The 25115-nt window shown below is 66.1% G+C and carries 24 protein-coding genes and 1 pseudogene; 13 read left to right on the forward strand and 12 right to left on the reverse strand.

Features of this window, described 5'->3' with window-relative positions:
* The first annotated feature begins 62 nt into the window (after window positions 1-62).
* Together dnaG and rpoD are read left to right on the forward strand one after the other, a co-directional pair.
* On the forward strand, window positions 63-1928 hold the full coding sequence (dnaG, locus tag NSE01_RS03075) for a DNA primase (protein WP_147158169.1): 1866 nt from the start codon (window positions 63-65) through the stop codon (window positions 1926-1928).
* A 45-nt stretch (window positions 1929-1973) separates the two neighbouring features.
* The gene (gene rpoD / locus NSE01_RS03080; RefSeq protein ID WP_147158170.1) at window positions 1974-3983 is read left to right on the forward strand and encodes an RNA polymerase sigma factor RpoD; all 2010 of its coding nucleotides are present in this window, start codon (window positions 1974-1976) and stop codon (window positions 3981-3983) included.
* A 62-nt stretch (window positions 3984-4045) separates the two neighbouring features.
* On the opposite strand, the gene NSE01_RS03085 is transcribed toward rpoD, so the two are convergent.
* The 3 genes from NSE01_RS03085 to NSE01_RS21850 form a co-directional block, all read right to left on the reverse strand.
* Window positions 4046-4501, reverse strand: a complete 456-nt coding sequence (locus NSE01_RS03085; RefSeq protein WP_147158171.1) for a DUF3237 domain-containing protein — start codon at window positions 4499-4501, stop codon at window positions 4046-4048.
* Window positions 4498-5781 carry a flavin-dependent oxidoreductase gene (locus NSE01_RS03090; protein WP_147158172.1) on the reverse strand — a complete coding sequence of 428 codons (1284 nt, stop codon included), beginning with the start codon at window positions 5779-5781 and terminating at the stop codon, window positions 4498-4500. The genes NSE01_RS03085 and NSE01_RS03090 overlap by 4 nt, the downstream gene beginning before the upstream one ends.
* A 65-nt stretch (window positions 5782-5846) precedes the next feature.
* The gene (locus tag NSE01_RS21850; RefSeq protein ID WP_147158173.1) at window positions 5847-7532 is read right to left on the reverse strand and encodes a M28 family peptidase; all 1686 of its coding nucleotides are present in this window, start codon (window positions 7530-7532) and stop codon (window positions 5847-5849) included.
* 231 nt (window positions 7533-7763) lie between these two features.
* On the opposite strand from NSE01_RS21850, the gene rpiB reads away from it, so the two are divergent.
* The 6 genes from rpiB (at window position 7764) to rpsD (ending at window position 11793) form a co-directional block, all read left to right on the forward strand.
* The gene (rpiB, locus tag NSE01_RS03100) at window positions 7764-8201 is read left to right on the forward strand and encodes a ribose 5-phosphate isomerase B (RefSeq protein ID WP_147158174.1); all 438 of its coding nucleotides are present in this window, start codon (window positions 7764-7766) and stop codon (window positions 8199-8201) included.
* 14 nt (window positions 8202-8215) lie between these two features.
* Complete coding sequence (gene glyA, locus NSE01_RS03105) at window positions 8216-9526, forward strand: serine hydroxymethyltransferase (RefSeq protein ID WP_147158175.1); 1311 nt, start codon at window positions 8216-8218, stop codon at window positions 9524-9526.
* Between the two features lie 2 nt (window positions 9527-9528).
* Complete coding sequence (locus NSE01_RS03110; RefSeq protein WP_147158176.1) at window positions 9529-9732, forward strand: hypothetical protein; 204 nt, start codon at window positions 9529-9531, stop codon at window positions 9730-9732.
* A gap of 12 nt (window positions 9733-9744) precedes the next feature.
* The gene (gene nrdR / locus NSE01_RS03115) at window positions 9745-10221 is read left to right on the forward strand and encodes a transcriptional regulator NrdR (RefSeq protein ID WP_147158177.1); all 477 of its coding nucleotides are present in this window, start codon (window positions 9745-9747) and stop codon (window positions 10219-10221) included.
* Complete coding sequence (locus tag NSE01_RS03120; protein WP_147158178.1) at window positions 10218-10970, forward strand: RNA methyltransferase; 753 nt, start codon at window positions 10218-10220, stop codon at window positions 10968-10970. Before nrdR ends, NSE01_RS03120 begins: the two co-directional genes overlap by 4 nt.
* Before the next feature lie 211 nt (window positions 10971-11181).
* On the forward strand, window positions 11182-11793 hold the full coding sequence (gene rpsD / locus NSE01_RS03125) for a 30S ribosomal protein S4 (protein WP_147158179.1): 612 nt from the start codon (window positions 11182-11184) through the stop codon (window positions 11791-11793).
* Window positions 11794-11857: 64 nt separating this feature from the next.
* Here the strand turns inward: rpsD and NSE01_RS21640 are convergent.
* Window positions 11858-12301: pseudogene (locus tag NSE01_RS21640) on the reverse strand (Lrp/AsnC family transcriptional regulator).
* 102 nt (window positions 12302-12403) lie between these two features.
* Here NSE01_RS21640 and NSE01_RS03135 point away from each other — a divergent pair.
* On the forward strand, window positions 12404-13579 hold the full coding sequence (locus NSE01_RS03135; RefSeq protein WP_147158180.1) for a PrnB family protein: 1176 nt from the start codon (window positions 12404-12406) through the stop codon (window positions 13577-13579).
* Between the two features lie 40 nt (window positions 13580-13619).
* Here the strand turns inward: NSE01_RS03135 and NSE01_RS03140 are convergent, their stop codons facing one another.
* The 3 genes from NSE01_RS03140 to tgt form a co-directional block, all read right to left on the reverse strand.
* Entirely contained in the window at window positions 13620-15596 is a 1977-nt protein-coding gene (locus tag NSE01_RS03140) for an alpha/beta hydrolase family protein (RefSeq protein ID WP_246135002.1), read from the reverse strand.
* Window positions 15597-15684: 88 nt separating this feature from the next.
* Window positions 15685-18006 (reverse strand): penicillin acylase family protein, encoded by a 2322-nt coding sequence (locus NSE01_RS03145; protein ID WP_147158181.1) that lies wholly within the window; start codon window positions 18004-18006, stop codon window positions 15685-15687.
* A gap of 62 nt (window positions 18007-18068) precedes the next feature.
* Window positions 18069-19196: a tRNA guanosine(34) transglycosylase Tgt gene (gene tgt, locus NSE01_RS03150; RefSeq protein ID WP_147158182.1), complete on the reverse strand. Its 1128-nt coding sequence runs from the start codon at window positions 19194-19196 to the stop codon at window positions 18069-18071.
* Between the two features lie 61 nt (window positions 19197-19257).
* On the opposite strand from tgt, the gene NSE01_RS03155 reads away from it, so the two are divergent.
* The gene (locus NSE01_RS03155) at window positions 19258-20028 is read left to right on the forward strand and encodes a TSUP family transporter (RefSeq protein WP_147158183.1); all 771 of its coding nucleotides are present in this window, start codon (window positions 19258-19260) and stop codon (window positions 20026-20028) included.
* Between the two features lie 77 nt (window positions 20029-20105).
* Window positions 20106-20342, forward strand: a complete 237-nt coding sequence (locus NSE01_RS03160; RefSeq protein ID WP_147158184.1) for an HP1242/YdcH family protein — start codon at window positions 20106-20108, stop codon at window positions 20340-20342.
* On the opposite strand, the gene queA is transcribed toward NSE01_RS03160, so the two are convergent.
* The 5 genes from queA to NSE01_RS03185 form a co-directional block, all read right to left on the reverse strand.
* Complete coding sequence (gene queA, locus NSE01_RS03165) at window positions 20339-21367, reverse strand: tRNA preQ1(34) S-adenosylmethionine ribosyltransferase-isomerase QueA (protein ID WP_147158185.1); 1029 nt, start codon at window positions 21365-21367, stop codon at window positions 20339-20341. The two genes, NSE01_RS03160 and queA, sit on opposite strands and share 4 nt — an antisense overlap.
* Before the next feature lie 59 nt (window positions 21368-21426).
* Window positions 21427-22146: a peptidylprolyl isomerase gene (locus NSE01_RS03170; RefSeq protein WP_246135003.1), complete on the reverse strand. Its 720-nt coding sequence runs from the start codon at window positions 22144-22146 to the stop codon at window positions 21427-21429.
* Window positions 22147-22244: 98 nt separating this feature from the next.
* Window positions 22245-22781: a pantetheine-phosphate adenylyltransferase gene (coaD, locus tag NSE01_RS03175; RefSeq protein WP_147158186.1), complete on the reverse strand. Its 537-nt coding sequence runs from the start codon at window positions 22779-22781 to the stop codon at window positions 22245-22247.
* Window positions 22782-23699, reverse strand: coding sequence for a polyprenyl synthetase family protein (locus NSE01_RS03180; protein WP_147158187.1), 918 nt, complete (start codon window positions 23697-23699; stop codon window positions 22782-22784). It lies immediately after the preceding gene.
* Window positions 23696-23965 (reverse strand): exodeoxyribonuclease VII small subunit, encoded by a 270-nt coding sequence (locus NSE01_RS03185; RefSeq protein ID WP_147158188.1) that lies wholly within the window; start codon window positions 23963-23965, stop codon window positions 23696-23698. Before NSE01_RS03185 ends, NSE01_RS03180 begins: the two co-directional genes overlap by 4 nt.
* Window positions 23966-24026: 61 nt before the next feature.
* On the opposite strand from NSE01_RS03185, the gene NSE01_RS03190 reads away from it, so the two are divergent.
* Window positions 24027-24425 carry a DUF2177 family protein gene (locus NSE01_RS03190; protein ID WP_147158189.1) on the forward strand — a complete coding sequence of 133 codons (399 nt, stop codon included), beginning with the start codon at window positions 24027-24029 and terminating at the stop codon, window positions 24423-24425.
* Between the two features lie 6 nt (window positions 24426-24431).
* A complete protein-coding gene (locus NSE01_RS03195) occupies window positions 24432-25079 on the forward strand; it encodes a hypothetical protein (protein WP_147158190.1) in 648 nt (215 codons plus the stop codon).
* Window positions 25080-25115 lie beyond the last annotated feature (36 nt).

A 25115-nucleotide genomic window follows, 5' to 3' on the forward strand; every position in this document is an offset into this window, starting at 1 on the left:
CCCTTGGTGGTGCGCGCTCTCAGGCCCACCCCCAGCCCCTCCCGCACGCGGGAGGGGAGCCGTTGAGCCTCACCCCCCAATGGCTTGATGAACTACGCGCCCGTGTCTCGCTGTCCGCGCTGATCGGGCGCAGCGTTCGCGTCACCAAGGCGGGGCGCGAATTCAAGGCGTGCTGCCCGTTCCACAACGAGAAGACGCCCAGCTTCACGATCAACGACGAGAAGGGCTTCTACCATTGCTTCGGCTGCGGCGCGCATGGCGATGCCATCCGCTGGATGACCGACCATCAGGGCCTGCCTTTCCTCGATGCGGTCAAGGAACTCGCCGCGAGCGCGGGGATGGAAGTACCCGCCCCCGATCCCCGCGCCGCCCGCCGCGCCGAGGAGCAGAAGTCGCTCCACGACGTCATGGCGGCGGCGCAGGCGTTCTTCGTGAAGAGCCTTGCCGAAGATCAGGGTGCGCAGGCCCGCGCCTACCTCGCCTCACGCGGATTTCCAGCGGGCATCGTCAAGGAATTCGGCTTCGGCTACGCGCCGGACAGCCGCACGGCGCTGAAGGAAGCGCTCTCCCAGTTCCCGGAGGCCATGCTGATCGAGGCAGGCCTCAGGATCGTCGTCGAAGGCCGCGATCCCTACGACCGGTTCCGCGGCCGCCTCATGCTCCCCATCTGCGATCCGCGCGGGCGGGTGATCGCATTCGGCGGGCGCATTCTCGACAAGACCAAAACCGATGCGCCGAAGTATTTGAATTCGCCCGACACCCCGCTCTTCGACAAGGGTCGCACGGTCTACAACCTCCACCGCGCATCCCCCGCCTCGCGCCAGTCCGGCCGCGTCGTGGTGGTCGAAGGCTACATGGATGTCGTCGCCCTTGCCGCAGCGGGCATCGGCGAAGCGGTTGCTCCTTTGGGCACGGCGCTCACCGAAGACCAGATCGAGCGGCTCTGGCGCCTCGTCGAAACGCCGCTGCTGTGCTTCGATGGCGACGCTGCCGGCCAGCGCGCCGCCGCCCGCGCCATCGTCCGTGCGCTGCCGCTGCTGCGCCCGGGCCATTCGCTGCAGATCGCCGTGCTGCCAGCCGGGCTCGATCCCGATGACCTCATCAAGCAGCGCGGCGCAGCGGCGATGGAAGAGGTGCTCGTTGCGGCACGGCCGATGGTCGAAGTGCTGTGGGACATAGAGCGCGCAGCGGGACCGGTGACGACCCCGGAAGACAAGGCTGGCCTCAAGGCCCGGCTCATGGCCCATGTCGAAACGATCGGCGACAATGATATCAAAGGCCTTTATCGCCGCGCTCTGCTCGACCGGTTCGGCGAGCTTGCCTACCCGCAGCGCGAGCGTCCGGCCTTCCAGCCGGGGCAGCGCCGCAGCGGTCCGGGCGGCAAATGGCAGCCCGGTCCGCCGCCGCTGCCCGCCGCCGTCACAGCGCGCATGCAGGCCGTGGGAGAGCGCCGCCCGCTCCTTGCGGCTGTCCTCGCCGGCCTCATCGTCCAGCCGCGCGAGATCGCGCGCCACGCCGAGACGCTTGCCCGGATCGAGGTTCCCGATCCGGCACTCGCCGCGCTGCTCGATGCGCTTGTCGATCTTGTTCACGGCGGCGCGAATGGCAGCGGTCAGGCGCTTGAAAGCGCGGACGTTCTTCCCATATTGGCAAAACGGGGCCTAAGGGCGCCGCTGGCGGACGATTACGCCGGAATGCGATTCGGTTTTCTGGACGGCAAGGCACCCGGTGCGGCGGAGGAACTCGCCGAAGCGGTCGATTTGCTGGTCGGACTTCCGGCCGTCGAAGCCGCGCTGGCAGAGGCCACGCGTCGGCATGAGGCGGAGTTTTCCGACGAAACCTTCGCCGAACAGCAACGTTTGCTGCAACGAAGGCTGGCGCTGCTGGCCCGGTTGGGGCAAATGGGCCGCACCCGCGCCGGGATGTGACAGGGGAGTCACCCTCCGCGCGCGCACAGATGGTACCGGGAATAGATGGCTTCCAACGACACGACTGACACCGGCGATGCTCCGCTGATCGATCTCAACGATGCTTCCATCCGGAAGCTGATTGCCCGCGCCAAGCGGCGCGGGATCATCACTGTGGACGAGCTCAACGAGGCCTTGCCGCAGGACCAGATGTCCGCCGACCAGATCGAGGACATTATGGCCGCGATCTCGGAGATGGGCGTCAACATCGTCGAAAGCGACGAGGACGCGGTCGATCCCGAGGACAAGAGCAGCGACGAGGAAGTCGAGGATCAGGATCCTGTCGACGAGCGTCCGGACCTCGTCACCAAGCGCAAGGAAACCGTCGAACGCACCGACGATCCGGTGCGCATGTACCTGCGCGAGATGGGCGCGGTCGAGCTGCTGAGCCGCGAGGGCGAAATCGCCATCGCCAAGCGCATCGAAGCTGGCCGCGACACCATGATCCTCGGCCTGTGCGAAAGCCCGATCACCTTCCACGCGATCATCCAGTGGTCCGAAGCGCTCAACGCCGGTGAAATGCAGCTTCGCGAGATCCTCGATCTCGATGCGATGCTCTCCAAGGAACCGCAGCCTGAGAACCTCTCCGAAGATGGCGAGGAAGGCGACGGCGAAATCAGCGAAGCCACCGCCGGTCCTTCCTTCAAGGAGGAAGAGGACGTCGAGGAAGAGGAAGCCGCCGAGGACGAGGACGACGAGCTCACCGAACGCCGCGCCAAGCGCCCTGCCGAGGAAGAGGAAGAGGACAACACCCTCAGCCTCGCCCAGATGGAAGCGCAGCTGAAGCCCGAAGCGCTCGAGAAGTTTGCTCAGATCACCGATCTGTTCCGTACCTTCGAAAAGGTGCAGGCCGAACGGCTGAACGCGCTCGGCGCCGGCGGCGATTTCCCGCAGGCCAAGGAGCTGCAGTACCAGCAGCTGCGCGAAGACCTCACCGCGCAAGTCGAAAGCGTGCAGTTCCACGCGACCAAGATCGAATATCTGGTCGACAACCTCTACGCCTTCAACCGGCGCCTCACCACGCTCGGCGGCCAGATGCTGCGCCTCGCCGAGCGCCACAAGGTGCCGCGCAAGGACTTCCTCGATCACTACGTCGGGCGCGAGCTCGATGAAGGCTGGCTGCAGACGCTGGCCGGGCGCGACAAGAAGTGGGCTGCCTTCGCCGCCAACGAGGCCGAGCCGGTCGAGCGCATTCGTGCCGAAATCGCCGATATCGCGGCCGCCACCGGCATGTCGCTCGGTGAATTCCGCCGCATCGTCAACATGGTCCAGAAGGGCGAGCGCGAGGCGCGCATTGCCAAGAAGGAAATGGTCGAGGCGAACCTCCGGCTCGTGATCTCGATCGCCAAGAAGTACACCAACCGCGGCCTGCAGTTCCTCGACCTGATCCAGGAAGGCAACATCGGCCTGATGAAGGCGGTCGACAAGTTCGAGTACCGCCGCGGCTACAAGTTCAGCACCTACGCCACGTGGTGGATCCGTCAGGCGATCACGCGCTCGATTGCCGATCAGGCGCGCACGATCCGCATCCCGGTCCACATGATCGAGACGATCAACAAGCTTGTGCGCACCAGCCGCCAGTTCCTCCACGAGCAGGGGCGTGAGCCCACGCCGGAGGAAATGGCCGAGCGGCTTTCGATGCCGCTCGAAAAGGTGCGCAAGGTGATGAAGATCGCCAAGGAGCCGATCTCCCTCGAAACGCCGATCGGCGACGAGGAAGACAGCCACCTCGGCGATTTCATCGAGGACAAGAACGCGGTCATCCCGGTGGACGCGGCCATTCAGGCCAACCTCAAGGAAACCGTCACCCGCGTCCTCGCCAGCCTCACCCCGCGCGAGGAACGCGTGCTGCGCATGCGCTTCGGCATCGGCATGAACACCGATCACACGCTGGAAGAAGTCGGCCAGCAGTTCTCGGTGACGCGCGAACGCATCCGCCAGATCGAAGCGAAGGCGCTGCGCAAGCTCAAGCACCCGAGCCGGTCGCGGAAGATGCGCTCGTTCCTCGATCAGTAAGACTGGTCAACAGACCTGCATGACAAGGGCTCCGCTGCGGCGGGGCCCTTGTCATTTCGGAACTATCCTACCCGATAAACCGCCAGCCGCACCGTGTTCCCGACCTTGCCGCCATCCGCGACGTAAATCGAGCGTGCGACCCACGCATAGTCCGGATGCCCGCTGTCCAGCCGGATCGCCGTGCGCATGTAGTATTCCGAAGGCGGCACCATTTCGCCGGCCGCGATCCGCGCGGCCACTTCGGGCGAAGCATGGCGGATGCCCTGGCTCACCACCTCGATGACCGCGCCATCGTCCGTTTCAATCGCATAGCGCGCGTCCAATTGCGCCACGCCGCCCGCCTGCACCGTCTGCCAATCCGCGCCGACATCGAGGATGCGCCCGTTGATCCGCGCGCCCGTCGCCGTACCGCCGACAATCGGGATGATCCGCCGCGTGCCGGACAAAGCCGCGCCCATTTCATGCGGCGGCGAAAGTTCGACCACCAGATCGCAGACATGCTCCAGCGCTATCGTCATGCCAAAACCCTCGCGCCCGCCGGCAAAGTCGGCGGCGCGGCATTCAGGTGCTCCTTCGCAAAGCCTGCCGCCTTCTGATAGGCCAGCATGAACGCCGCGCGTTCCTCCGCCGGGATCACCGCGTCGATATCGTCGAACCTCCCGCCGCAGCGCTCGTCGACCATGTTGAGCAAGCCAAACGGCCCCGCCCCCCGGTTGCGCATGGCCACCGCGCCGATGGGGCCGCACAGTTCGGCATCATAGGCCGCCAAAGCCCCAGCATTCACGCCCCGCTCCGTCATGATCCGTCCCAGCACCCGCCCGTCGATGATCGCCTGCGAAGCGCCGTTGGAGCCGGTCGGATACATCGGATGCGCCGCATCGCCGATCAGCGCCACCGGCCCGTCGACCCACGTCGACAACGGATCGCGGTCGATCATCGGGTTCTCGTAAGCCACGTCAGACTTCGCGAGCAGCGCCGGAAGATCAAGCCAGTCATAGACGAAACCGTCGAACTCATGCGCGAACTCCGACAGATCGACCGGCCGGAACCAGCCCGATTTCGTCCAGTCATGGCTAGCGTCATACGTCTGCTCGGCAATCCAGTTGATGTCCGCCATGCCGTCCGCGTCGGGCTGCGAGATCGGATAGAGCACCACCCGGTGCCGGCTCGTCCCCAGCCCCACAAACGAGGAACCTGTCCTGATCGGCACGCCCCGCGCCGTACCGCGCCACATGATCGTCCCGCCCCAATGGATTGGCGGCTGATCGGGATGCATCTGCGCGCGGATCGCGGAATGGATGCCGTCCGCACCGATCAGCAGAGCGGCGTTCATCTCCACCGATGAACCATCCGCCCGCTCCACCAGCGCGGTAACGCTGCCATCGGCTTCCTTGCGATAGCCGTTCGCCCTGTGCCCCAGCAGCACCACCTCCGGCCCCAATCGCTCCAGCACCGTCCGATAGAGCAGCATGTGAAACTTGCCGCGATGCACCGCATATTGGTGCCAGCGATAGCCCGCGAGCTTCCCGCGCGGCTCGGCATAGATCTCCTTGCCGTTCAGCCCCACCAGCGCCCACTCGCGCGCCGGGATGCCCACCGCATCCAGTTCCGCCTCACCGATACCAAGGTCTTCCAGTTCGCGCACGGCGTTGGGCTGAAGGTTGATGCCCACTCCCAGCGGCTTCAGTTCGCGCACGCTTTCCAGCACCGTGCAGCGCACGCCGATCTGGTGCAGCGTCAGCGCCAGCATCAGCCCGCCAATACCGCCGCCCGCGATCAAGACCTCGTTGTGGGCCATGCACTTTCCCGAATGTTATACTCCATAGCGCCGCTACAAGCACGGCCCCGGCGTTGCAATGGCCCTCACTTGTCTGCGCTATAGGCCGGAACGGTACCCGCCAGCGGATCAAGCCGCACTGTCAGCGCCGTGCCCACCGCGCCGATCAGCAACACCGCCGCCACCAGTCGCGCCGTGCGCGCCGGAATGGCTTCCCACAGCGGCAACAGACCCAGCGCCATCAGCGCCAGCGGGAGCGCCGCCGCCATCGGCATGTTCGGCCCCACCCCCTGCATCACGAAATGCGCCAGCGAGATGAGGTAGCCCAGCATCGGCACCGCCAGCACCGCCGCGACAATCCGCGCCGCAATCCCCTCGCCCGCTGCCAGCGCCAGCGCGGTCAGCATGACCGGCAGGATCACGACATAGGCCGCCGTCGGCGCCAGCGCCTGCCCGATCAGACCCAGCGCGAAGAGCGGCACGGCCGCGCCCACCAGCCCTGCCGGTTTCGCCTTCCACGCCCCCAGCGTCAGCAGCAACGCCGCAAGCCCGCCTGCCAGCGCCATCACTTCCAGCCGCGGAATTGCTGCCAACCGGTCGTAGTAGTTGGGCTTGACTGTCCCCAGCGAAAGCTGGTTCACCGCCCACAGCACAAGACCCGCCAGCACGATCAGAGCCAGCATCCGCCCCGCACCTGCCAGACCGGCGCTCCAGCCGCCCCCACGCCGTGCGGCAAGGCTCAGCCCCGCAGCGGCCACCGCCAGCATCCCCCAGCCAGCCCACGCTGGGTAGACCAGCAGGAACCAGCCGAACACATCGAAGAACACCACATCCGCTGCCTTGCCCGGCAGCGGCTCGGCCACCAGCAAGGCGCGGGTCAGATCAAGCACTTGCGCGCCCATGTCCTGCAGCGCGCCCTGATCGAGCGCCTCGGGTGTCGCTTTGGGCGAGTGATAAAGCTGCGGCCGCCCGATGAATGCGAAGTTGTAGCCGGTCCAAGGCCCCCCACGCGTTTCGGAAAGATCGGTGTCGTTCGGCAGCACCTTGTAGATGAACACCGCGAGCGAAGAACCGCCCGGCCGCGCAATCGACCCTGCCGCGCGCGCGATCGCCGAGCCGTTGTCGGCCGACGTTTCGAACAGCGTCGTCCGCCCCCCGCCGCCGCGCGCCTCGACATTGATGACCGCGCCGACATGGCCCCGCAGCGGATCGCTCGTGAAGAATTGGTGCGCCCCGTCGAGCCCCAATTCCTCGCCATCGGTGATGAGCACGATGAGGTCGCGCGCCGGCTGCCCTGCGGCACGGACCGCGCGCGCCGTCTCCAGCAGCGCCGATACGCCCGCCGTATCATCCGCAGCACCCGGTGATCCGCCGACGGTATCATGGTGCGCCATCAGCAAGACGGCCGGAAGCGACCGGTCCCTGCCGGGCAGCACGCCGATGACATTGGTCAGCGATGGCGCCGGATCATCCTTGCCGCTCCACCAGGCGAGCCGCTTGGCGCTCTCCTGCGGCGCGGTGAACCGGCTTTCGGATACCGTCATGCCCAGCGCCCCCATGCGCCGCGCAATATGCGCCCGCACCGCCGCGTTTTCGGGCGAGGCTGCAAGGTGCGGCCGCGCGGCAATCGCGCGGACATCGGCCATCGCCCGCCCGGCGGCAAAGACGGACGGCGGCGCATCGGCGCCCAGCGGCGCGGGCGGTGTGGTCGCCCGGATCCCCAGCAAGACGCCAAGGACAAGTGTCGCCAGCAGGATCAGCCGTTTGCTCATGTTCTCTCCCTCCCGCCGTCGCGGTTCGCGCACAGCCAAGCCTGATCGGAAGAATTGTGCAAGGTGAATACCCCGCGCGACCGGCATTGCGGCTGAACGATCAGCCTCGGCGTTGTTATTATTCTTCCTAATATTGCACTTAAGGCAATCACTCGGACTGGCAATGCCGGGCCAACCCTCCTAAAGCGCTCGTTCCGACGAATCCTTCCGCTGCAGGACCACACGCCCCCCATGCGCATTGCCATTGCCTCGGACCACGCCGCGTTCGATCTCAAGGCCGAACTGGTCGCCCATCTCGCCAGCCTTGGCCATGACGTGCTCGATCTCGGGCCGGACAGCACCGCCAGCGTCGATTATCCCGATTACGGTTACAAGCTCGCCGAAGCTGTTGCCTCCGGCGCGGCGGAGCGCGGGGTCGCGCTGTGCGGTTCGGGCATCGGCATCTCGATCGCGGTGAACCGCCACCCGGCGCTGCGCTGTGCCCTTGTCAGCGAACCGCTGTCAGCCGCGCTCAGCCGCTCGCACAACAATGCCAACGCCATTGCCATGGGCGCCCGGATCATCGGCCCCGAAATGGCCAAGGCCTGCCTCGAGGCTTTCCTCGCTGGCGAATTTCTCGGCGGCCGCCACGAAGGCCGCGTCGCCAAGCTTTCCTCCCCCGCCCTCTGAAAGGAGCCCAGCCGATGAACATTGCAGCCCCCGCGCAGGAAATCCGCAAAGCCGGCTTCTTCACCGAACACCTCGAAGCTGCCGATCCCGAAGTCTACGCCGCGATCCGTGGTGAACTTCACCGCCAGCAGACCAAGATCGAACTGATCGCGTCCGAGAACATCACCAGCCTCGCCTGCCTCGAGGCGGCTGGCTCGGTGTTCACCAACAAGTACGCCGAAGGCTACCCCGGCAAGCGCTACTACGGCGGCTGCGAATATGCCGACGTCGTGGAAACGCTGGCGATCGAGCGCGCGAAGAAGCTGTTTGGCTGCGAATTCGCCAACGTGCAGCCCAATTCGGGCAGCCAGATGAACCAGGCCGTGTTCCTCGCCCTGCTCCAGCCGGGTGACACGTTCATGGGCCTAGATCTCAATTCGGGCGGCCACCTCACCCACGGCTCGCCGGTCAACATGAGCGGCAAGTGGTTCAAGCCGGTCGCCTACGGCGTGCGCCGCGAAGATCACCAGATCGACATGGACGCGGTCCGCGCCACCGCGCATGAGCACAAGCCCAAGCTGATCATCGCGGGTGGCACCGCCTATTCGCGCGTGTGGGATTGGGAAGCCTTCCGCACCATCGCGGACGAAATCGGCGCCTACCTGCTGGTTGACATGTCGCACATCTCCGGCCTCGTCGCCGGCGGTGCGCATCCCTCGCCGATGCCGCACGCCCACGTCGTCACCACCACCACGCACAAGTCGCTGCGCGGCCCGCGCTCGGGCGTGATCCTGACGAACGACGAGGCGCTGGCCAAGAAGATCAACATGGCGGTGTTCCCCGGCATGCAGGGTGGCCCGCTCGTCCACATCATCGCCGCCAAGGCCGTCGCCTTCGCCGAAGCGCTGAAGCCCGAGTTTTCGGCCTATGCGCATCAGGTTGTCGCCAACGCCCGCGCGCTTGCCGCCAGCCTGCAGGAAGCCGGCCTCGGCATCGTTTCGGGCGGGACGGACAACCACTCGATGCTCGTCGATCTCACGCCCAAGGACGTGACCGGCAAGGCCGCCGAGAAGGGCCTCGACCGTGCGTGGCTCACCTGCAACAAGAACGGCATCCCGTTCGACACGCGCTCGCCTTTCGTCACCTCGGGCATCCGCCTCGGCACCCCCGCCGGCACCACCCGCGGCTTCCGCGAGGATGAATTCCGGCAGATCGGCAAGCTGATTGCCGAAGTGGTGGACGGCCTCTCGCGCAATGGCGACGAGGGCGACGGTCAGGTCGAACAGGCCGTTCGTGCCAAGGTCGAAGCGCTCTGCGCGCAGTTCCCGATCTATCCGGAGCTCTGATAATGGCTGACAACAACGATCTTCTCGGACGCGCCACCGAAGAAATCAGCGGCATGGCCAAGCAGGGCATGGAACATCCGTCGACCAAGCCGGTGTTGATTGGCGCCGGCGTCGGCGCGGTGGCGGGCGCGCTCCTGCCGTTCGTATCGCTGCCGCTCGGCCTCATCGCGGGTGCCGGCATCGCACTCTACCAGCGGATCAAGTAAGCTCACCGCCGGATGCGTTGCCCGTTCTGCGCTCATGAGGAAAGCCAGGTAAAGGACAGCCGGCCGAGCGAGGATAACACCTCGATCCGCCGGCGCCGCCAGTGCGAAGGCTGCGGCGCGCGCTTCACCACGTTCGAACGCATCCAGCTGCGCGAAGTCATGGTGCTCAAGGCGGGCGAACCGGGCGGAGAGCCTCGCCGCGAACCCTTCGACCGCGCCAAGATCGAACAGTCCGTCGCGCTCGCCTGCCGCAAGCGCCCGGTCAGCCCCGAACGCATCGAACGCCTCGTCTCGGGCATCCAGCGCCAGCTCGAAACGCTGGGCGATGCCGAAGTGGAAAGCCGCCAGATCGGCGAAATGGTGATGGAAGGCCTGCGCCAGCTCGATAGCGTCGCCTACATCCGCTTCGCCAGCGTCTACCGCGATTTCACCGAAGCCCGCGATTTCGAAGAATTCGCCAGCTCCGTACGTGAGGTGGGTCACAAGTGACAACCACCGCATCCGGCACCGCATCCGGCACCGCATCCGGGCCGGTCATTGTCCTTGTCCGCCCGCAGCTGGGCGAGAACATCGGCAAGGCCGCACGCGCCATGCTGAACTTCGGCCTCACCCGCATGCGCCTCGTCGCCCCGCGCGATGGATGGCCCAATCCGAGCGCGGGCCCCGCCGCTGCTGGCGCGGACATCGTGCTCGCGCAGGCCGAAGTCTACGATACCCTTGCTGAGGCCGTCGCCGATTGCGCGCACGTCTACGCCACCACCGTGCGCAAGCGCGGCGTCACCAAGCCCGTCCTGACTCCAGAGGAAGCGGCGAAGGAAACCGTGAGCGCCGTGGGCGGCACCGCCTTCGTGTTCGGCCCCGAACGCTCCGGCCTCGAAACCGATGACGTTGCGCTTGCCCGCAGCATCATCACCGTGCCGATCAACCCCGAATTCGGCTCGCTCAATCTCGCGCAGGCGGTGATCCTGTGCGCCTACGAATGGTCGAAGCACGCCGCGTCCGGCCTTGCCCAGCCGCCAGCCGAAGAGATCCTCCCCCCTGCCCCGCAGGAAGAGCTCGAAGGCCTGATCGCCCAGATCACCGAGCACCTCGAACCGCGCGACTACTTCAAGCCGCAGGGCCGCGCACATGCCACCCGGCTCAACTTGCGCAACATCCTGACCAAGCCCGCGTGGAACCACCTCGAGGTGCGCACCATGCGCGGCGTCATCACCGCCCTCATGCGCACCCCGCGCTGAGGCGGCTGGAATCGCCACTCCCGCCTTGACATTCCCCGCAATCGCTGGTCTAGGCGCGCCTTCGCAATTGGCCCTGCACGCCCGGTGAAGCAGTGGCCGCATCCTCTGAACGGAGGCTGGTGCGGTTCCGGGTCTACGAAACGCCGGCCTAAAGGCTGGTTCCCATAGGTCGGCTCACGCTGGCCAGCATAGCAAATTGAAAGGACTTGCCATGTCGAAGCGCAAGGCATCAAAGCATAAGATTGACCGCCGTCTTGGCGAAAACATCTGGGGTCGCCCGAAAAGCTCGGTCAACCGCCGCAGCTATGGCCCCGGCCAGCACGGCCAGCGCCGCAAGAGCAAGGTGTCGGACTTCGGCATCCAGCTTCGCGCTAAGCAGAAGCTCAAGGGCTACTACGGCGACGTCACCGAAAAGCAGTTCAAGCGCACCTATCAGGAAGCCGCGTCCATGAAGGGCGATACCGGCCAGAACCTGATCGGCCTGCTCGAGCAGCGCCTCGACATGATCGTCTACCGCGCCAAGTTCGCGCCGACGATCTTCTCGGCCCGCCAGATCGTCAGCCACGGCCACATCCGCGTCAACGGCGTGAAGTGCAACATCGCCAGCCGCCGCGTGCGCCCCGGTGATATCCTGACCCTCGGCCCCAAGGCCAAGGAAATGGCTCTCATCGCCGAAGCCCAGTCGCTGGCCGAGCGTGACGTTCCCGATTACGTCGTCGCTGAAGCCGACAAGGCCACGTTCGTCCGCGTCCCGACGCTCGACGAAGTGCCCTACCCGGTGAAGATGGAACCGAACCTGGTCGTCGAGTTCTACTCGCGCTGATCCACGGTTTCCGACCGAACACGAAGAAGGCGGGGCGCAAGTCCCGCCTTTTTTGTTGCGCCCGTCAGCCGCGCAGATCCTTCGACGTTCCCAGCGTCACGTGGCTGGTGATGCTGCGCACCTGCGGCAGGGTGCCCAGCGTATCCGAATGAAACCGCTTGTAGGCCTCGAGATCCGCCACTTCCACGCGCAGCAGATATTAGACCGCGCCAGTCACATTGTGGCACTCGCGCACTTCCGGCGCTGCGGCCATTGCCGCCTCGAAGCCTAGCGCATCGGCCTTGAGCTGCCCGCCCAGCCCCACCATCACGAAAATCGTCACCCCCGCGCCAAGCTTCGTCCGGTCTAGCACCGCACGGTAGCCCTTGATGACCCCGCTCGCCTCGAGCGCCTGCACCCGACGCAGGCAGGCAGACGGTGAGAGGCCGACCCGCTCCGCCAGTTGCAGATTGCTGATTCGCCCTTCGACTTCCAGCTCGCGCAATATCTTGCTGTCTATCGCATCCATACCGGCAAAAGTTGTGCCTCAAGAGAACCCAACGCGTCAATACGCAACCTCCTGCGGCCAAAAACCGCATATCATTGCGCCATAGTGATAACGGAGAGTTCCATGCCCCTCGCAGACCTCGCAAGCTACGACATCACCCCCGAACGCGGCTTCCTCTGCGGCTATGATGCCAGCACCGTGACGCTGGACGGCGCGTTTGCCGAGGCCCGCGCCATCGCGCTGCGCCTGCCTGAAATCCTGCCCACCGGAAAAGTGCGCGAAGTGCTGGAGGGCAGCCTCCCGGCCATCACCCCCGCAATGATCGCCGCGCTCGATGAACCCGCCGCACGCATGGCGATGGTGCATTATTCGTTCCTCGTGCAGTCCTACATCTGGGGCGCTGCCGAAGCCGTCACTACGCTTCCGGCCATCCTCGCCGTACCGATGGCCGCGCTCGCAGGCCGGCTCGATCAGCAGCCCCTGCTGCAATACAGCGGCTACGTGCTCGACAACTGGGGCCTCATCGATCCCGCCGCCCCGGTGCACCTCGACAACATCTACATGATCCAGAAGTTCGCCGCGGGCACCGACGAAGCGTGGTTCGTGCTGATCCATGTCGCCATCGAAGCGCAGGCCGGCAGCGCGCTGGCGCTCTTTGCCCCCATCATCGCTGCCGCCGAAGCCGGCGATGTGGAAACCGCGCGCAACCTGCTTGAACGCATGGTCGGCATCTGGGCGGGCATCAATGCGATCTTCGACCGCATGCCCGAACAGTGCGATCCCTATATCTATTTCCGCCGCGTCCGCCCCTATATCCACGGCTGGAAGGACAACCCCGCACTCGGCGACGGCGTGGTCTATGAAGGGGTCGAGCGGCTCGGAGGCCATCCCCAGGCCTATCGCGGGCAGACCGGCTCGCAGTCCTCGATCGTCCCTTCAATGGACGCCCTTCTCGGCGTGCGCCACGCGGCCGATCCGCTGAAAGCGTATCTCGACGAGCTCCACATCTACCGCCCGACCGGCCATCGCCGCTTCATCGAGGACGTCCGCACCGCCTCCATCTTGCGCGATTTCGTCAGCCGCACCGGCCACAAGGGGCTGACCGACGCCTATAATGGCGCGGTCAAAGCCGTCGCGGATTTCCGGGGCCGCCACCTCGAATATGCAGCCAGCTACATCAACAAGCAGGGCAGCAAGGCCGCCGGAAACAATCCCGATATCGGCACCGGCGGCACGCCGTTCATGAAGTACCTCAAGAAGCACCGCGACGAGACCGCAGCGATGCTGCTCCCGGCCTGAGGCTAAAGACGCAGGCGGGGCGCATTGCCCCGCCTGCCCGTCAAAGCCCCAGCGCCTTCCTCAGGAACGCGTCGCTATCGGCCAGCAGCCGCGTGCGGGCTGTCGATGAAACCAGCTGGTGATCGAGCCCGGGGAACGTCACCAGCGTAACGGCAGTCCCCGCCGCGCGCAGCCGGTCCTCCATCTCGCGCGAGTGCCCGATATCGACGTTGATATCGCGGTCCCCGTGAAACAGCAGCACGGGCGCCTTGATCCGCGATGCGTTGAGCGCGGGCGATCCATCCGTCACCACTTGCGATCCCTCGCCGATGAAGGTGCGCCCCAGCCGGCTGCTTTCCGTGCGCAAGCGCTGCAGGTCGGTAACCGGCGCAACCGCGACAATCGCCTTGAACAGGTCTGGATCGAGCACCGAGCTTTGCAGCGCCGCATAGCCGCCATAGGACCAGCCAACGATCGCCAGTTTACCCTTTGCGGCGATGCCCTGCGCTTGCAGCCAGCGCCCCGCATCGTTCACATCGCCGATCGCGGTGCGCCACGATTGGAAGCCGTTGCGCTGATACCAGTCGCTACCATAGCCCGAAGACCCGCGGAAATTGGGCTGCAGCACCGCATAGCCGCGCACCGCGAAGAACTGCACCAACCAATCGAAGCCCCACTCATCGCGCGAGGACGGCCCGCCGTGCGGCATCACGATCGCCGGCAGGTTCTTGCCCGAGCTGCCCGGCGGCAGGGTGAGATAGGCCGGAATCATCGTCCCGTCAGCCGCCGGATAAGTCACCGACTTCATCTCGCCCATCGCCACGCCCTGCAACTGCGCGCGCATCGGCAGCAGCGGCGCAAGCTGGTGGGTTGCGGGATCGTAGCGGTAGAACATGCCCGGATCGACGTCGCTCGAGGCCAGCATGAGCAGCTTGCCGTCGTCGCTCGAATCGATGAACGTGATGCTCGGCTGCCCGGGCAGCGCCTTGGCCAGACCGGCGCCAAGTTTCTTGAGCGCCGGATCGAAGAATTCGACCAGACGCCGGTCGGTCGCATAACTCGCCCCAACCACACGCTGGTTGCGCCCGATGGTAATGAGCTCGTCCACATCGACGCCTTCGCGCGCCAGCACCAGATCCTGCTTCCCGGTGCCATCCAGCGCCATCGTGTAAAGCGCCTTGGCGCCGTTCACCGATTGGAAGCCGTAAGCCAGATTGCGCGCCGGATCGATCGCGGCAGGGCGGAAGCCTTCGAAGCGGCCAGCCGCATTCATCGTCACGCGCGAGAGGCTCTTCCACTCGCGCGAGCCGGGCATGCGGAACGAATAGCTGATCTGACCGCGCGATTCCCCGCCCGCATCGCGCGGCGCCACCGCCATGATGCGCACCGTGCCCTGCCCGTCGCTGATGTACTCATCAGCCTCGGCAACCGGCCGCTCCAGCGTGAAGCGCTGCAGGCTGGTGACATCGACGTCCTCAACGCCAAACCCGCTGACATCGCGCTTGATGCCCACTTGCGCCGCCTGCTGGGGCACGAAGAAGCGCGTCAGCAGCACATGTCCGGGCTTGCCGGGCACCGACCAGTCGATCACCGAACCACCGGTCAGCGAAACCGCGCCAACCGTATCGCTGCCCGTGCCTGCCGAAAGGCGCTTCACGTTGTTGCCATCGCTATCGAGCACGAACAGGCGGCTGATCGGCAGCAGCAGGCCGCCGTAATCGTAGACCACGCTGTTGCGGCAGACGAGCCGGGTCGCCAGCACCCAGCTGCACGAACGCAGCGTTTCCGGCCCCGGTCGCTGCGCCAGAATCGCTTTGGGCACGCCGTCACCCGCGAGGTCAGCCACCATCAGGCGCGCCCCGCCATCGTCCTGCGGCGCAATGAAGGCGATCTTCGTGCCGTCGGTCGAAAGGCTGATCTGCCGCACCGATTCGAGTGCGCCGAACTTGGCGGCGACTTCTGCCCCATCCTCAGCCTGCGCCATTCCTGCAGCCAACGCCGCGGCAGCAACGCCCGCCATTGCCATCCATGCCCGCACTATCGAACCCCCTGATAAAACAAGCAGATGCTCGCCGCAAAAGGCGCGCGCTTCAAGTATCTTCCCGTCCGATTTGGCAGCGGCACCTCTATTTGCGCGGTGAGACCGCAATCACGCGCTCGGCTTCCTGCATCACGCGCGCGCGGCTCCACACGAACGGCACATAAGCCCCGCCGGCCCAGCGCGCGAACAGGTCGCGATAATGCGGGCTGGCGGGATCGCCCGATTGGCCCGGCGTGTTGATCGCCACGCTGTTGTCCCACTCCCCCACGTCCATCACCAGCCGCACCGATGGCCCCGCAGTCAGCAGGAAATCGCCCGACCAGCTCGCCGCATTGGGCGTCGAGGCGCCGCCGCCGATCCCCAGCGGGCCCACGCGTCGCTCCGCCTCGCGCCCGGCGATGGCCAATGCGGGGCGGAAATCGGCGACATGCAGCGCACCCCAGCGCCACTGCGCGGGATCAGGCCCCAGCCGCTGCGCCGTCTCGGCCCATGCCTTGCCGAGCGAATCGAGCAGGATCGCGCGGCGCATACCGGCAGGGTCCGTGCCAAGCAGCGCGCCCTCCTCCAGCGCCTGCACCACGCCGATCAGCGCCGGGCTGCCGAAATCGGCCTGCGCTGCGGGCGGCACCAGCGCCATCACCGCAGCTCCCGGCAAATAGCGCCGCGTCCAGATCTCGTAGAGCGCCGCCGCACCGCTGTCCGCACTCAGCTTGCCATTCCAGCCGCGCAGCAGCGCCAGCGCACCCTGCTCCGCGTCGCTGCGCCCCTCGATCCCGCGGAGCAGCGACACGACGCGGCGCGCGAAGGGTGACGTCACATCGTTCTGCAGCGCCATGGCATCCGCGATCCGGAACTTGCGGGTTGCTGCAATCACTTCGGATATCCGCTCCATCCGGCTCGGATTGGCCCATTCAAGGCCCAGCAGGTGCGGATAGCCCGCCGGTACGTTGAACTGGTTCGCCGTCGCGAACCACCCCTGCGCCGGATCCTTGATCGCGGGCAGCAGCGCCCCGTCCAGCAGCCCTTTCCAGCCATAGGCCTTGCCCGCCGGCACCGGCAGTAGCCCGTCCCCGGCGGCGCGCTGCGGCACGAACCCGGCGGCGAGCCAACCTGTCGTGCCATTGCGGTCGGCGTAGAGCAGATTGAGCGGCGGCGCGCCCCAGTGCCGCTGCGCTTCCCGGAAATCGTCCCAGTTCTTTGCGGTGAAAGCCCAGGCGGCGTTGAAATAGGCCGAGGCGCCAGGCTGGCTCCAAGTAGCGCGCAAGGAAAAGCTTCGCCCGGTGGCAGCATCCTCGTGGATCACTGGCCCGTCCGCCGTGAACTTCAGCACCACTTCGAGCGCGGCCTCGCCCTTCACGTCGATCTGCTCGCGCACTTCGGTCAGCTTCGCGCCCTTGGGGTTCACCACCAGATCCTGCTGGTCGATGCCGAAGATCGTCAACGCCCACGCCGCGTCCTCGTTGTGGCCAAGGCTCATGCCGGGCAGCGCCGGTTCGCCTGCACCGGCAATCTTCAACTCGGGCGTATCGATATGCGAAAGATAGCGGAGGTTGGGCACACTGTGCGTGCGGTGCGGATCGTTGGCCATGATCGGCCGCCCGGTCGCGCTGCGCGATGGCGCGATCACCCAGTTGTTGGACCCTTCCTGCACTTCCGGATCGCGGGGAACCGCCGCCAGCGCCTTGCCATCGAAGCGCACGTCCCCCGTGCCGAGATTGTATTCATCGAGCACGTCCTTGGGGATGCTGCAGGGATCGAGCCCCTTGGGGATCACCACCGTGTGCGCAGGCTCCAGCGGTGCGCGCATCGCCTCGAACGCGCCAGCCCCGCCGCACAGCGCCCGCGCGCGGTCGACTTCGGCCTGCACGTTTGCGGCAAGCGCATTGGAGCGAATGCGCACGATATCATCGGCGCTCCAGCGCTCCGGCCGGCTCCCGGTTGCGGTGAACTCGATCGGCAGGGGTTGCCACCCTGCTTCCACATCCGCCACGAAGGCATTGATCCCGGCTGCAAAAGCCTCGGTCCGGCCCTTCGCCGCTGCCGGATAGGCTGCCCACTCGCGCGCCATGTCGCCGCGATAGAGCAGCAACCGCGCGGCGCGGTCCTGCGCAACGTAGGCCGGACCAAAGCTCGCCGCGAGCCGCCCCAGCCCCCGCTTGCGCCACAGATCGATCTGCCACAGCCGGTCGCGCGCCACGGCATAACCCTGCAGGAAAAACCCGTCGCGCGCGCTGGCGGCGTAGATATGCGGGATGCCCGCACGGTCGATCACGATTTCGCCGGGTGCGCCGAGGCCCGGCAGTTCCCGCACTTCGCGCACCACTGATGACGGTATGTCCTGCGCCCGGAGCGCCGTTCCCGATACCGCAGCCAGCAGCCCCGCCAACCCGATCACACTCCGCCGCATCCTTGCCCCTCCACCCGCCGAAACGACAAGGTGCAGGGCCGATGCGCCGGTGGCAATGGCCTTCAGCGCTTCGCCAGATAGCGCGCCCGGAAACCTGCCGCGAAAGCCGCAAACCGCCCCTCGGCAATCGCGGCGCGCATCGCGGCCATCAGTTGCTGGTAGAACGCAAGGTTGTGCTCGGTCAGCAGCATGGCGCCCAGCATTTCGCCGGCCTTGTGGAGGTGATGCAGGTAGGCCCGGCTATACTTCGCGCAGGTCGGGCAAGTGCACTCGGCATCGAGCGGCCCCATGTCTTCGGCGTGCCGCGCGTTCCTCAGGTTTACCGGCCCGTCCCAGGTAAAGCCCTGCCCGTTCCGCCCTGATCGCGTCGGCAGCACGCAATCGAACATGTCGACCCCGCGCTCCACCGCGCCGACGAGATCGTCAGGCTTGCCCACGCCCATCAGGTAGCGCGGAGCATTCTCCGGCAGCTGGCCCGGTGCGAAATCGAGCGTGGCGAACATCGCCTCCTGCCCCTCGCCCACTGCCAGCCCGCCGATGGCATAGCCATCAAAGCCGATATCCCGCAGCTTGCCCGCGCTCTCACCACGCAGCGCCTCGTCGAGCCCGCCCTGCTGGATGCCGAACAGCGCCGCGTCCTCGGCGTGCTGGCCGCCTGCATCGAACCCGTCGCGGCTGCGCTTCGCCCAGCGCATCGACATTTCCATGCTGCGCGCAATCACATCGCGCGGCTGGTCGATCTTCGGGCACTCGTCGAACGCCATCACGATGTCGCTGCCCAGCAGCCGCTGGATTTCCATGCTGCGTTCGGGCGTCAGGTTGTGGCGCGAACCGTCGATATGGCTCGCAAAGGTCACGCCTTCCTCGGTGATCTTGCGCAGATCGCTGAGGCTCATCACCTGATAGCCGCCGCTGTCCGTCAGGATTGGCTTGTCCCAGCGCATGAAATTATGAAGCCCGCCCAGCCGCGCCATGCGCTCTGCACCGGGGCGCAGCATCAGGTGGTAGGTATTGCCGAGGATGATATCCGCGCCCGTCGCCGCGACATCCTCCACCTTTATCGCCTTGACCGTGCCGGCCGTGCCCACTGGCATGAACGCAGGTGTACGGATCGTGCCGCGCTTCATCGTGATCGCGCCGGTGCGGGCGCGGCCATCGGTGGCGTGGACCTTGAAGGAAAAGCGGGTCATCGGGAGGTTCTCGGGGGACAGCAAGGTTGTGCGCCTTACGCACAAACGCCATGGGGCGCAAATGCACGAAACCTTCGTCCTCGCGCCCTGGCTCTATCCGGCACTCACTTCCCTTGCGGTGCTAACCGGTTGCATTGATGCGATTGCTGGCGGCGGCGGATTGCTGACCATCCCGGCGATGATCTACGCAGGGCTGCCGCCGCACCTGATGCTGGGCACCAACAAGCTGCAATCCGGCATGGGCGCCACCGTTGCCACCACGCGCTACCACCGCGCCGGGCTCTTCGCCCTCAGGCCAAACCTCCCCGCCACCATCGCCGCCTTCCTCGGCGCAGGCGCGGGTGCGCTCGTCATCCAGCACTTCGATGCGCATGTCCTACGCCTCGTCGTCCCGCTCCTCCTGATGGGCGCCGCGCTCTATACCCTGCTCTCACCCCGCATGGACGATACCCCGCGCCAGCCGCGCATTTCGGAGCGGACCTACCTCCCCATCGCCGGCGGCATCGGCTTCTATGACGGGTTCTTCGGCCCCGGCACCGGACAGTTCTTCGCCGCCACCCTCGTCGCGCTGCGCGGCCTCGGTCTCACCCGCGCCACGGGCCTCACCAAACTGCTCAATCTTGCCAGCAACGTCGCCAGCCTCATCGTGTTTGCGCTTGGCGGACAGGTCATCTGGCTGCTCGGCGTCTGCATGGGCGCCGGCTCGATGGTGGGGGCCTTGATCGGCACGCGCCTTGCCACGCGCTATGGTGCGGCGCTGATCCGCCCGCTGCTCGTCACCGCCAGCCTGCTGCTGACCGGCAAACTGATTTGGAGCTGGTTCGCGAATTGATGGCCAGTTTGATAGACCGCAAATCGCGGGCGGCATCCCGCTGCTAGGCTTCTCCAGACCCCAAAAGGAGACCAAGCATGAGCCATTCCGCCCACGACCTCGCCGCCGCGTTCCCCGAAGCTGCCGCAAAGCTGCACGCGCTCAAGCTTGGCGATGCGCACTTTCGCAAGCTGAGCGATGCCTACCACGAGCTCGACAAGGCGATCCACCGCGCCGAAGCCGGGATCGAGCCGACCTCGGACCAGCACCTCGAAGACCTCAAGAAGCAGCGCCTCACCGTGCTCGACGCTGTGGCCGAGATGGTCGCCGCCTAGGGGATCAGCAGGCTCGAATCGCCGTAGCTGTAGAAGCGGTATTCATTGGCGATGGCGTAGGCATAGGCCTCCTTCATCCGCTCCAGCCCCATCAGCGCGCTGACCAGCATCATCAGCGTTGACTTGGGCAGGTGGAAGTTGGTCATCAGCCCGTCAATCGCGCGGAAGCGGTAGCCCGGCGTGATGAAGATGCTGGTATCCCCCGCAAACGGGTGGATCACGCGCGCTTCATCCGCCGCGCTTTCCAGCAGACGCAGGCTGGTGGTGCCAACGGCGATGATCCGCCCGCCAGCCGCGCGCACCGCATTGAGCCGCGCTGCCGTCTCCGGCTCGATCCGGCCCCATTCGGCATGCATCGCGTGGTCGTCGGTATCGTCGGCCTTGACCGGCAGGAACGTACCCGCCCCCACGTGCAGCGTCAGCGTCTCATGGCCAATGCCCGCCCCGGCCAGCGCCGCCATCAGTTCAGGCGTGAAATGGAGTGAAGCGGTCGGTGCAGCAACGGCGCCGTCCTTTGCCGCGAACATCGTCTGGTAGTCCTCGCGGTCCCGCTCGTCGACCGCGCGCTTGCCCGCGATATAAGGCGGCAGCGGCATCCGCCCCGCGCGCTCCAGCAGCACCTCGACCGGCTCCTCGCCGCCGAACGCCAGCGTCCAGCTGCCATCGGCGAAACGCTCCTCGGCAACCGCTGTGACGCCCGCGCCGAAGGCGACGACCACGCCCGGTTTCAGCCGCCGCCCGTTGCGCACGAAGGCCTGCCAGCGCCTGAGGTCGATGCGCTTGTGCAAGGTCGCGCCGATCCGCGCATTGCCCACCTCGCCCTCAAGCTGGGCCGGGATCACCCGCGTGTCGTTGAAAACCAGCACGTCGCCCGCGCGCAGCAGCGAGGGCAGATCGCGCACCACGGCATCGGTGAACGGCCCCTCAGTCCGAACACCCAGGAGCCGCGCCGAATCGCGCGGCGAAGCGGGGCGCAGCGCAATGCGCTCGGGCGGAAGCTCGAAATCGAACAGGTCTACACGCATGCCACGCCGCTAGCGCTGCTCGGGTATTTCGACAAGCTCGGCTGCCCGAAGCGGCAACCTCAGTTCGACTTGGAGTTGGTCAGCATGTCCGCCGTGAACGCGGCCGGGGCGGCAGGCGCGGGCGGCGGCGGCGGAGCCTTGTTTTCCGAAGCAAGGCTCGCCTGCAAGATCTTCGTCGGGTTTTTGGGCGGCTCACCGCGCACGATGGAATCGACGATGTCCATCCCCGCGATCACCCGGCCAAAGTTCGTGTACTTGTGATCGAGCGCGAAGCGCGGATAGAACACGATGAAGAACTGGCTGTTGGCCGAATTCGGCTCATCCGTGCGCGCCATGGAAACAGTGCCGCGCAAGTGCGGGATATCGTTGAACTCGGCGCTGAGGTCCGGAAGCTTCGATCCGCCTTGGCCGGTGCCCGTCGGGTCGCCCGTCTGCGCCATGAAGCCATCGATCACGCGGTGGAAGATCACCCCGTTGTAGAAGCCTTCCTTCGTCAGCGTCTTGATCCGCTCGACATGGTGCGGCGCCCATTCCGGCATGAGCCGGATCGCCACGCGCCCGCCGTTCGAAAGATCGAGCAGCAGCACGTTGTCGGGATCGTGCGAAATGTCCGGATCGACCGCGTATGTGATGGTCTGCGTGTGCTGGATCGGATCGATCTTGATCGGCTTGATCGGATCCTTCTGCGGCGGCCGCTGTGCCATGGCCGGCGATATCGGGGCAACCAGCGCACCGAGCGCCAGCGCGAGCATGATCCTGTTGAACAAACGCGAAGCCATCAAACCCAATTCCCGATTACATCAGCCGTAGGGGCGGCGGATAGGCCCCCTGCGATGACGCCGCAATGAACAAATGGCCTGCCACAACCCTGCGGCCCTCAGTAATCGCCGAGCTGGCCCTGCCGCCGCACGCGCTCCACCACCTCGTCCCGCACTTGCGGCGTCACGAACTTGGTGATGTCCCCGCCGAACATCGCGATTTCCTTGACCAGCTTGGAGGCGATCGGCTGCAGGCTGACATCGGCCATCAGGAACACGGTCTCGATGCCGTCGTTAAGCTGCTGGTTCATGCCCGCCATCTGGTATTCGTATTCAAAGTCCGCCACGGCGCGCAGACCGCGCACGATCACGCTCGCGCCCTGCTTTTCGGCAAACTTCATGAGCAGCGCGTTGAAGCCCATGACCGTGACGTTCTCGATGCCCTGCGCCGCCACTTCGCGCGTGACCATCTCCATGCGCTCTTCTGGCGTGAACATCGGGTTCTTAGAAGGATTGGTCGTCACGCCGATAATCAGCTTGTCGACCAGCTTTGCCCCTCGGCGGATGATGTCGAGATGCCCCAGCGTGATCGGGTCGAACGTGCCGGGGTATACCCCGATCCTTTCCCCAGTTGCCTGGATTGCCCCCGCTCCCATTCAACGATCCCTTTCGACTATGAACCACGCCAGCGCGCGCAGAAGATCCGCTTCCTCGCCATAGGATGCAAGGAAACCGACTGCCTGCTCGACCAGCATCTGCGCCTGTTCGCGCGCGCGCTCGGGTCCGAGCAGCGAGAGGAAGGTCTCCTTGCCCGCGTTCTCGTCCTTGCGCAGCGCCTTGCCTGCTGCCTCCTCGTCGCCCTCGGCGTCGAGGAGATCGTCGGCGATCTGGAAGGCAAGACCGATATCGCGGGCATAGCCGCGCAGGTGCGAACGGCCCTCGTACGGAATGCGCCCGATGATCGCACCCATTTCGACAGCCGCGCTCAGCAGCGCGCCGGTCTTCAATTGCTGCAGCCGAGTGACGGTAGGCAAATCGAACGACGCGGTTTCCGCGGCCATGTCCATCATCTGCCCACCGGCCATGCCGTTCATCCCGCTCGCCAGCGCCAGCGTACGCACGAGCTCGATGCGCACGAACGGATCGCCGGAAAGATTGGGGTCAGACAGCACTTCGAAGGCAAAATCATGCAGGGCATCGCCCGCCAGCACCGCCGTCGCCTCGTCGAACGCGACATGCACGGTCGGCTTGCCATGGCGCAGGGCATCGTCGTCCATGCAGGGCAGGTCGTCGTGGATCAGCGAATAGACGTGAATTGCCTCAAGCGCGGTGCCGACCCGGATCGCCATTGCGCGGTCCGCGCCAAACAGGGTTGCCGTGGCCATGACGAGCAATGGCCGCAGCCGCTTGCCCCCACCCATCGCGGCATAGCGCATCGCCTCGATCAGGCGGTCGCGCGGATCATTCGCCATCGGCAGCAGCGCATCGAAGCTGGCATCCACATCTTCAGCGATCCGCTTCATGGCCGGGAGCAGCAGCTCCCGCCAGGGACCGGTACGTTCCATTGCCGTCATCCCCTCTCGGCTCCATCATCAAAGGGCCGGGTTCCCGTGGCACGTCCAACACCGCCAGCGGCTCCATCCGAAACAATCGCCTCGATCCGCGCCTGCGCGGCATCAAGCCGCTTCTGGCAATGCGCGCGCAGCGCATCGCCCCGCGCGTAGAGATCAATCGATTCGTCGAGGGGAGCCTCGCCGCTTTCCAGCCGGCGGACAATATCCTCCAGCGCTTTCAGGGCTTCCTCGAAACTCAGAGAGCCGATGTCGGTATCGTGTGCCATTGGGCAGCAGCATTGACGGGCGAGCCGCAGCCGGTCAAGCTTCCACACAAGGGGGAAGCGTATGCAATTGGTAATAGCATACATTGTTGCAGCCGTGGTGTTCGGCGGACTCGATGCGCTCTGGCTCGGCTGGGCCGGTACAAACCTCTATCGCCCGGCGCTCGGAGATCTCCTCGCCCCCACCTTCCGCCTCGCGCCTGCTGGCATTTTCTATCTCGCCTACCTCGGCGGCATGGTCTGGTTCGCGATCCGCCCCGGGATCGCAGGGGGCCTCGGCGCCGCCGCACTCAACGGCGCGCTTCTGGGCGCGCTCTGCTACGCGACCTATGATTTCACCAATCAGGCCACGCTCGCCCGCTGGCCGAGCTACGTGACCGCAATCGATGTCTGCTGGGGCGCCTTCGCCACGATGACCGCCGCCGTCGCCGCCACATGGGCCGCGCGCACCTTCGCAGGATAAGCCCCCATGTTCATCGGCCACTACGCCCCTGCCTTCATCGCCGCCACGCACCGCAAGGCGCCGCCGCTCGCGGTCCTGATGATCGGCACGCAGCTGATCGACTTCGGCTTCTTCAGCTTCGCCCTCCTCGGCATCGAACATTTCCGCCTCGTGCCCGGAGCCACCGCCAGCAACTGGCTCGATCTCTACGACATGCCTTATACGCACAGCCTTCTTGGCTCGTGCGTCTGGGCAGCCGGATTCGCAGCGATTGTCTGGCTGTTCACGCGCCGCCCGGCTGCCGCCGCGCTCGCCGCGATGGCTGTCGTCTCGCACTGGCTGGTCGATCTGCTCGTCCACCGGCCAGACCTCACCCTTGCCGGATCGCCGCCGCTGCTCGGCATCGGCCTGTGGAACGTGCCGATGATCGAAAAGCCGCTCGAACTCGCCATAGCGTTCGGCGGCCTTGCCTTCTACGCCGCCAGTGCCCGCCCGAAGCGTCTTCCCCTCGCCGTTCTCGCGCTGGTCCTTGGCCTGTGCCAGACGATCGACTGGTTCGGCCCGCGCTCGACCGAAGTCACCGCCAGCCAGCCGATCACCGCGCTAGCTGCCTACTCCGTGATCGCTCTCCTTGCGGTGTGGGTGCAATCAACCCGGGCAAAGCGCGCCTCTTGAGACTCGCCTTGCCCGCACGACGGGGCTAAGGGCCAA

This window comes from Novosphingobium sediminis (genome assembly GCF_007991615.1).
Taxonomy (GTDB): Bacteria; Pseudomonadota; Alphaproteobacteria; order Sphingomonadales; family Sphingomonadaceae; genus Novosphingobium; species Novosphingobium sediminis.

Bases quoted from the DNA above. Each gene is read 5' to 3' on its own strand.
- NSE01_RS03155 (WP_147158183.1), top strand. From the start codon at position 19,258: ATGCACGAAACCTTCGTCCTCGCGCCCTGGCTCTATCCGGCACTCACT.
- rpoD (WP_147158170.1), top strand. From the start codon at position 1,974: ATGGCTTCCAACGACACGACTGACACCGGCGATGCTCCGCTGATCGAT.
- glyA (WP_147158175.1), top strand. From the start codon at position 8,216: ATGAACATTGCAGCCCCCGCGCAGGAAATCCGCAAAGCCGGCTTCTTC.
- NSE01_RS21850 (WP_147158173.1), bottom strand. From the start codon at position 7,532: ATGAGCAAACGGCTGATCCTGCTGGCGACACTTGTCCTTGGCGTCTTG.
- NSE01_RS03195 (WP_147158190.1), top strand. From the start codon at position 24,432: ATGTTCATCGGCCACTACGCCCCTGCCTTCATCGCCGCCACGCACCGC.
- NSE01_RS03170 (WP_246135003.1), bottom strand. From the start codon at position 22,146: ATGGCTTCGCGTTTGTTCAACAGGATCATGCTCGCGCTGGCGCTCGGT.
- NSE01_RS03190 (WP_147158189.1), top strand. From the start codon at position 24,027: ATGCAATTGGTAATAGCATACATTGTTGCAGCCGTGGTGTTCGGCGGA.
- queA (WP_147158185.1), bottom strand. From the start codon at position 21,367: ATGCGTGTAGACCTGTTCGATTTCGAGCTTCCGCCCGAGCGCATTGCG.
- NSE01_RS03085 (WP_147158171.1), bottom strand. From the start codon at position 4,501: ATGACGATAGCGCTGGAGCATGTCTGCGATCTGGTGGTCGAACTTTCG.
- NSE01_RS03180 (WP_147158187.1), bottom strand. From the start codon at position 23,699: ATGACGGCAATGGAACGTACCGGTCCCTGGCGGGAGCTGCTGCTCCCG.
- NSE01_RS03145 (WP_147158181.1), bottom strand. From the start codon at position 18,006: ATGCGGCGGAGTGTGATCGGGTTGGCGGGGCTGCTGGCTGCGGTATCG.
- NSE01_RS03090 (WP_147158172.1), bottom strand. From the start codon at position 5,781: ATGGCCCACAACGAGGTCTTGATCGCGGGCGGCGGTATTGGCGGGCTG.
- NSE01_RS03160 (WP_147158184.1), top strand. From the start codon at position 20,106: ATGAGCCATTCCGCCCACGACCTCGCCGCCGCGTTCCCCGAAGCTGCC.
- coaD (WP_147158186.1), bottom strand. From the start codon at position 22,781: ATGGGAGCGGGGGCAATCCAGGCAACTGGGGAAAGGATCGGGGTATAC.
- tgt (WP_147158182.1), bottom strand. From the start codon at position 19,196: ATGACCCGCTTTTCCTTCAAGGTCCACGCCACCGATGGCCGCGCCCGC.
- NSE01_RS03110 (WP_147158176.1), top strand. From the start codon at position 9,529: ATGGCTGACAACAACGATCTTCTCGGACGCGCCACCGAAGAAATCAGC.
- NSE01_RS03185 (WP_147158188.1), bottom strand. From the start codon at position 23,965: ATGGCACACGATACCGACATCGGCTCTCTGAGTTTCGAGGAAGCCCTG.
- rpsD (WP_147158179.1), top strand. From the start codon at position 11,182: ATGTCGAAGCGCAAGGCATCAAAGCATAAGATTGACCGCCGTCTTGGC.
- rpiB (WP_147158174.1), top strand. From the start codon at position 7,764: ATGCGCATTGCCATTGCCTCGGACCACGCCGCGTTCGATCTCAAGGCC.
- NSE01_RS03135 (WP_147158180.1), top strand. From the start codon at position 12,404: ATGCCCCTCGCAGACCTCGCAAGCTACGACATCACCCCCGAACGCGGC.
- nrdR (WP_147158177.1), top strand. From the start codon at position 9,745: ATGCGTTGCCCGTTCTGCGCTCATGAGGAAAGCCAGGTAAAGGACAGC.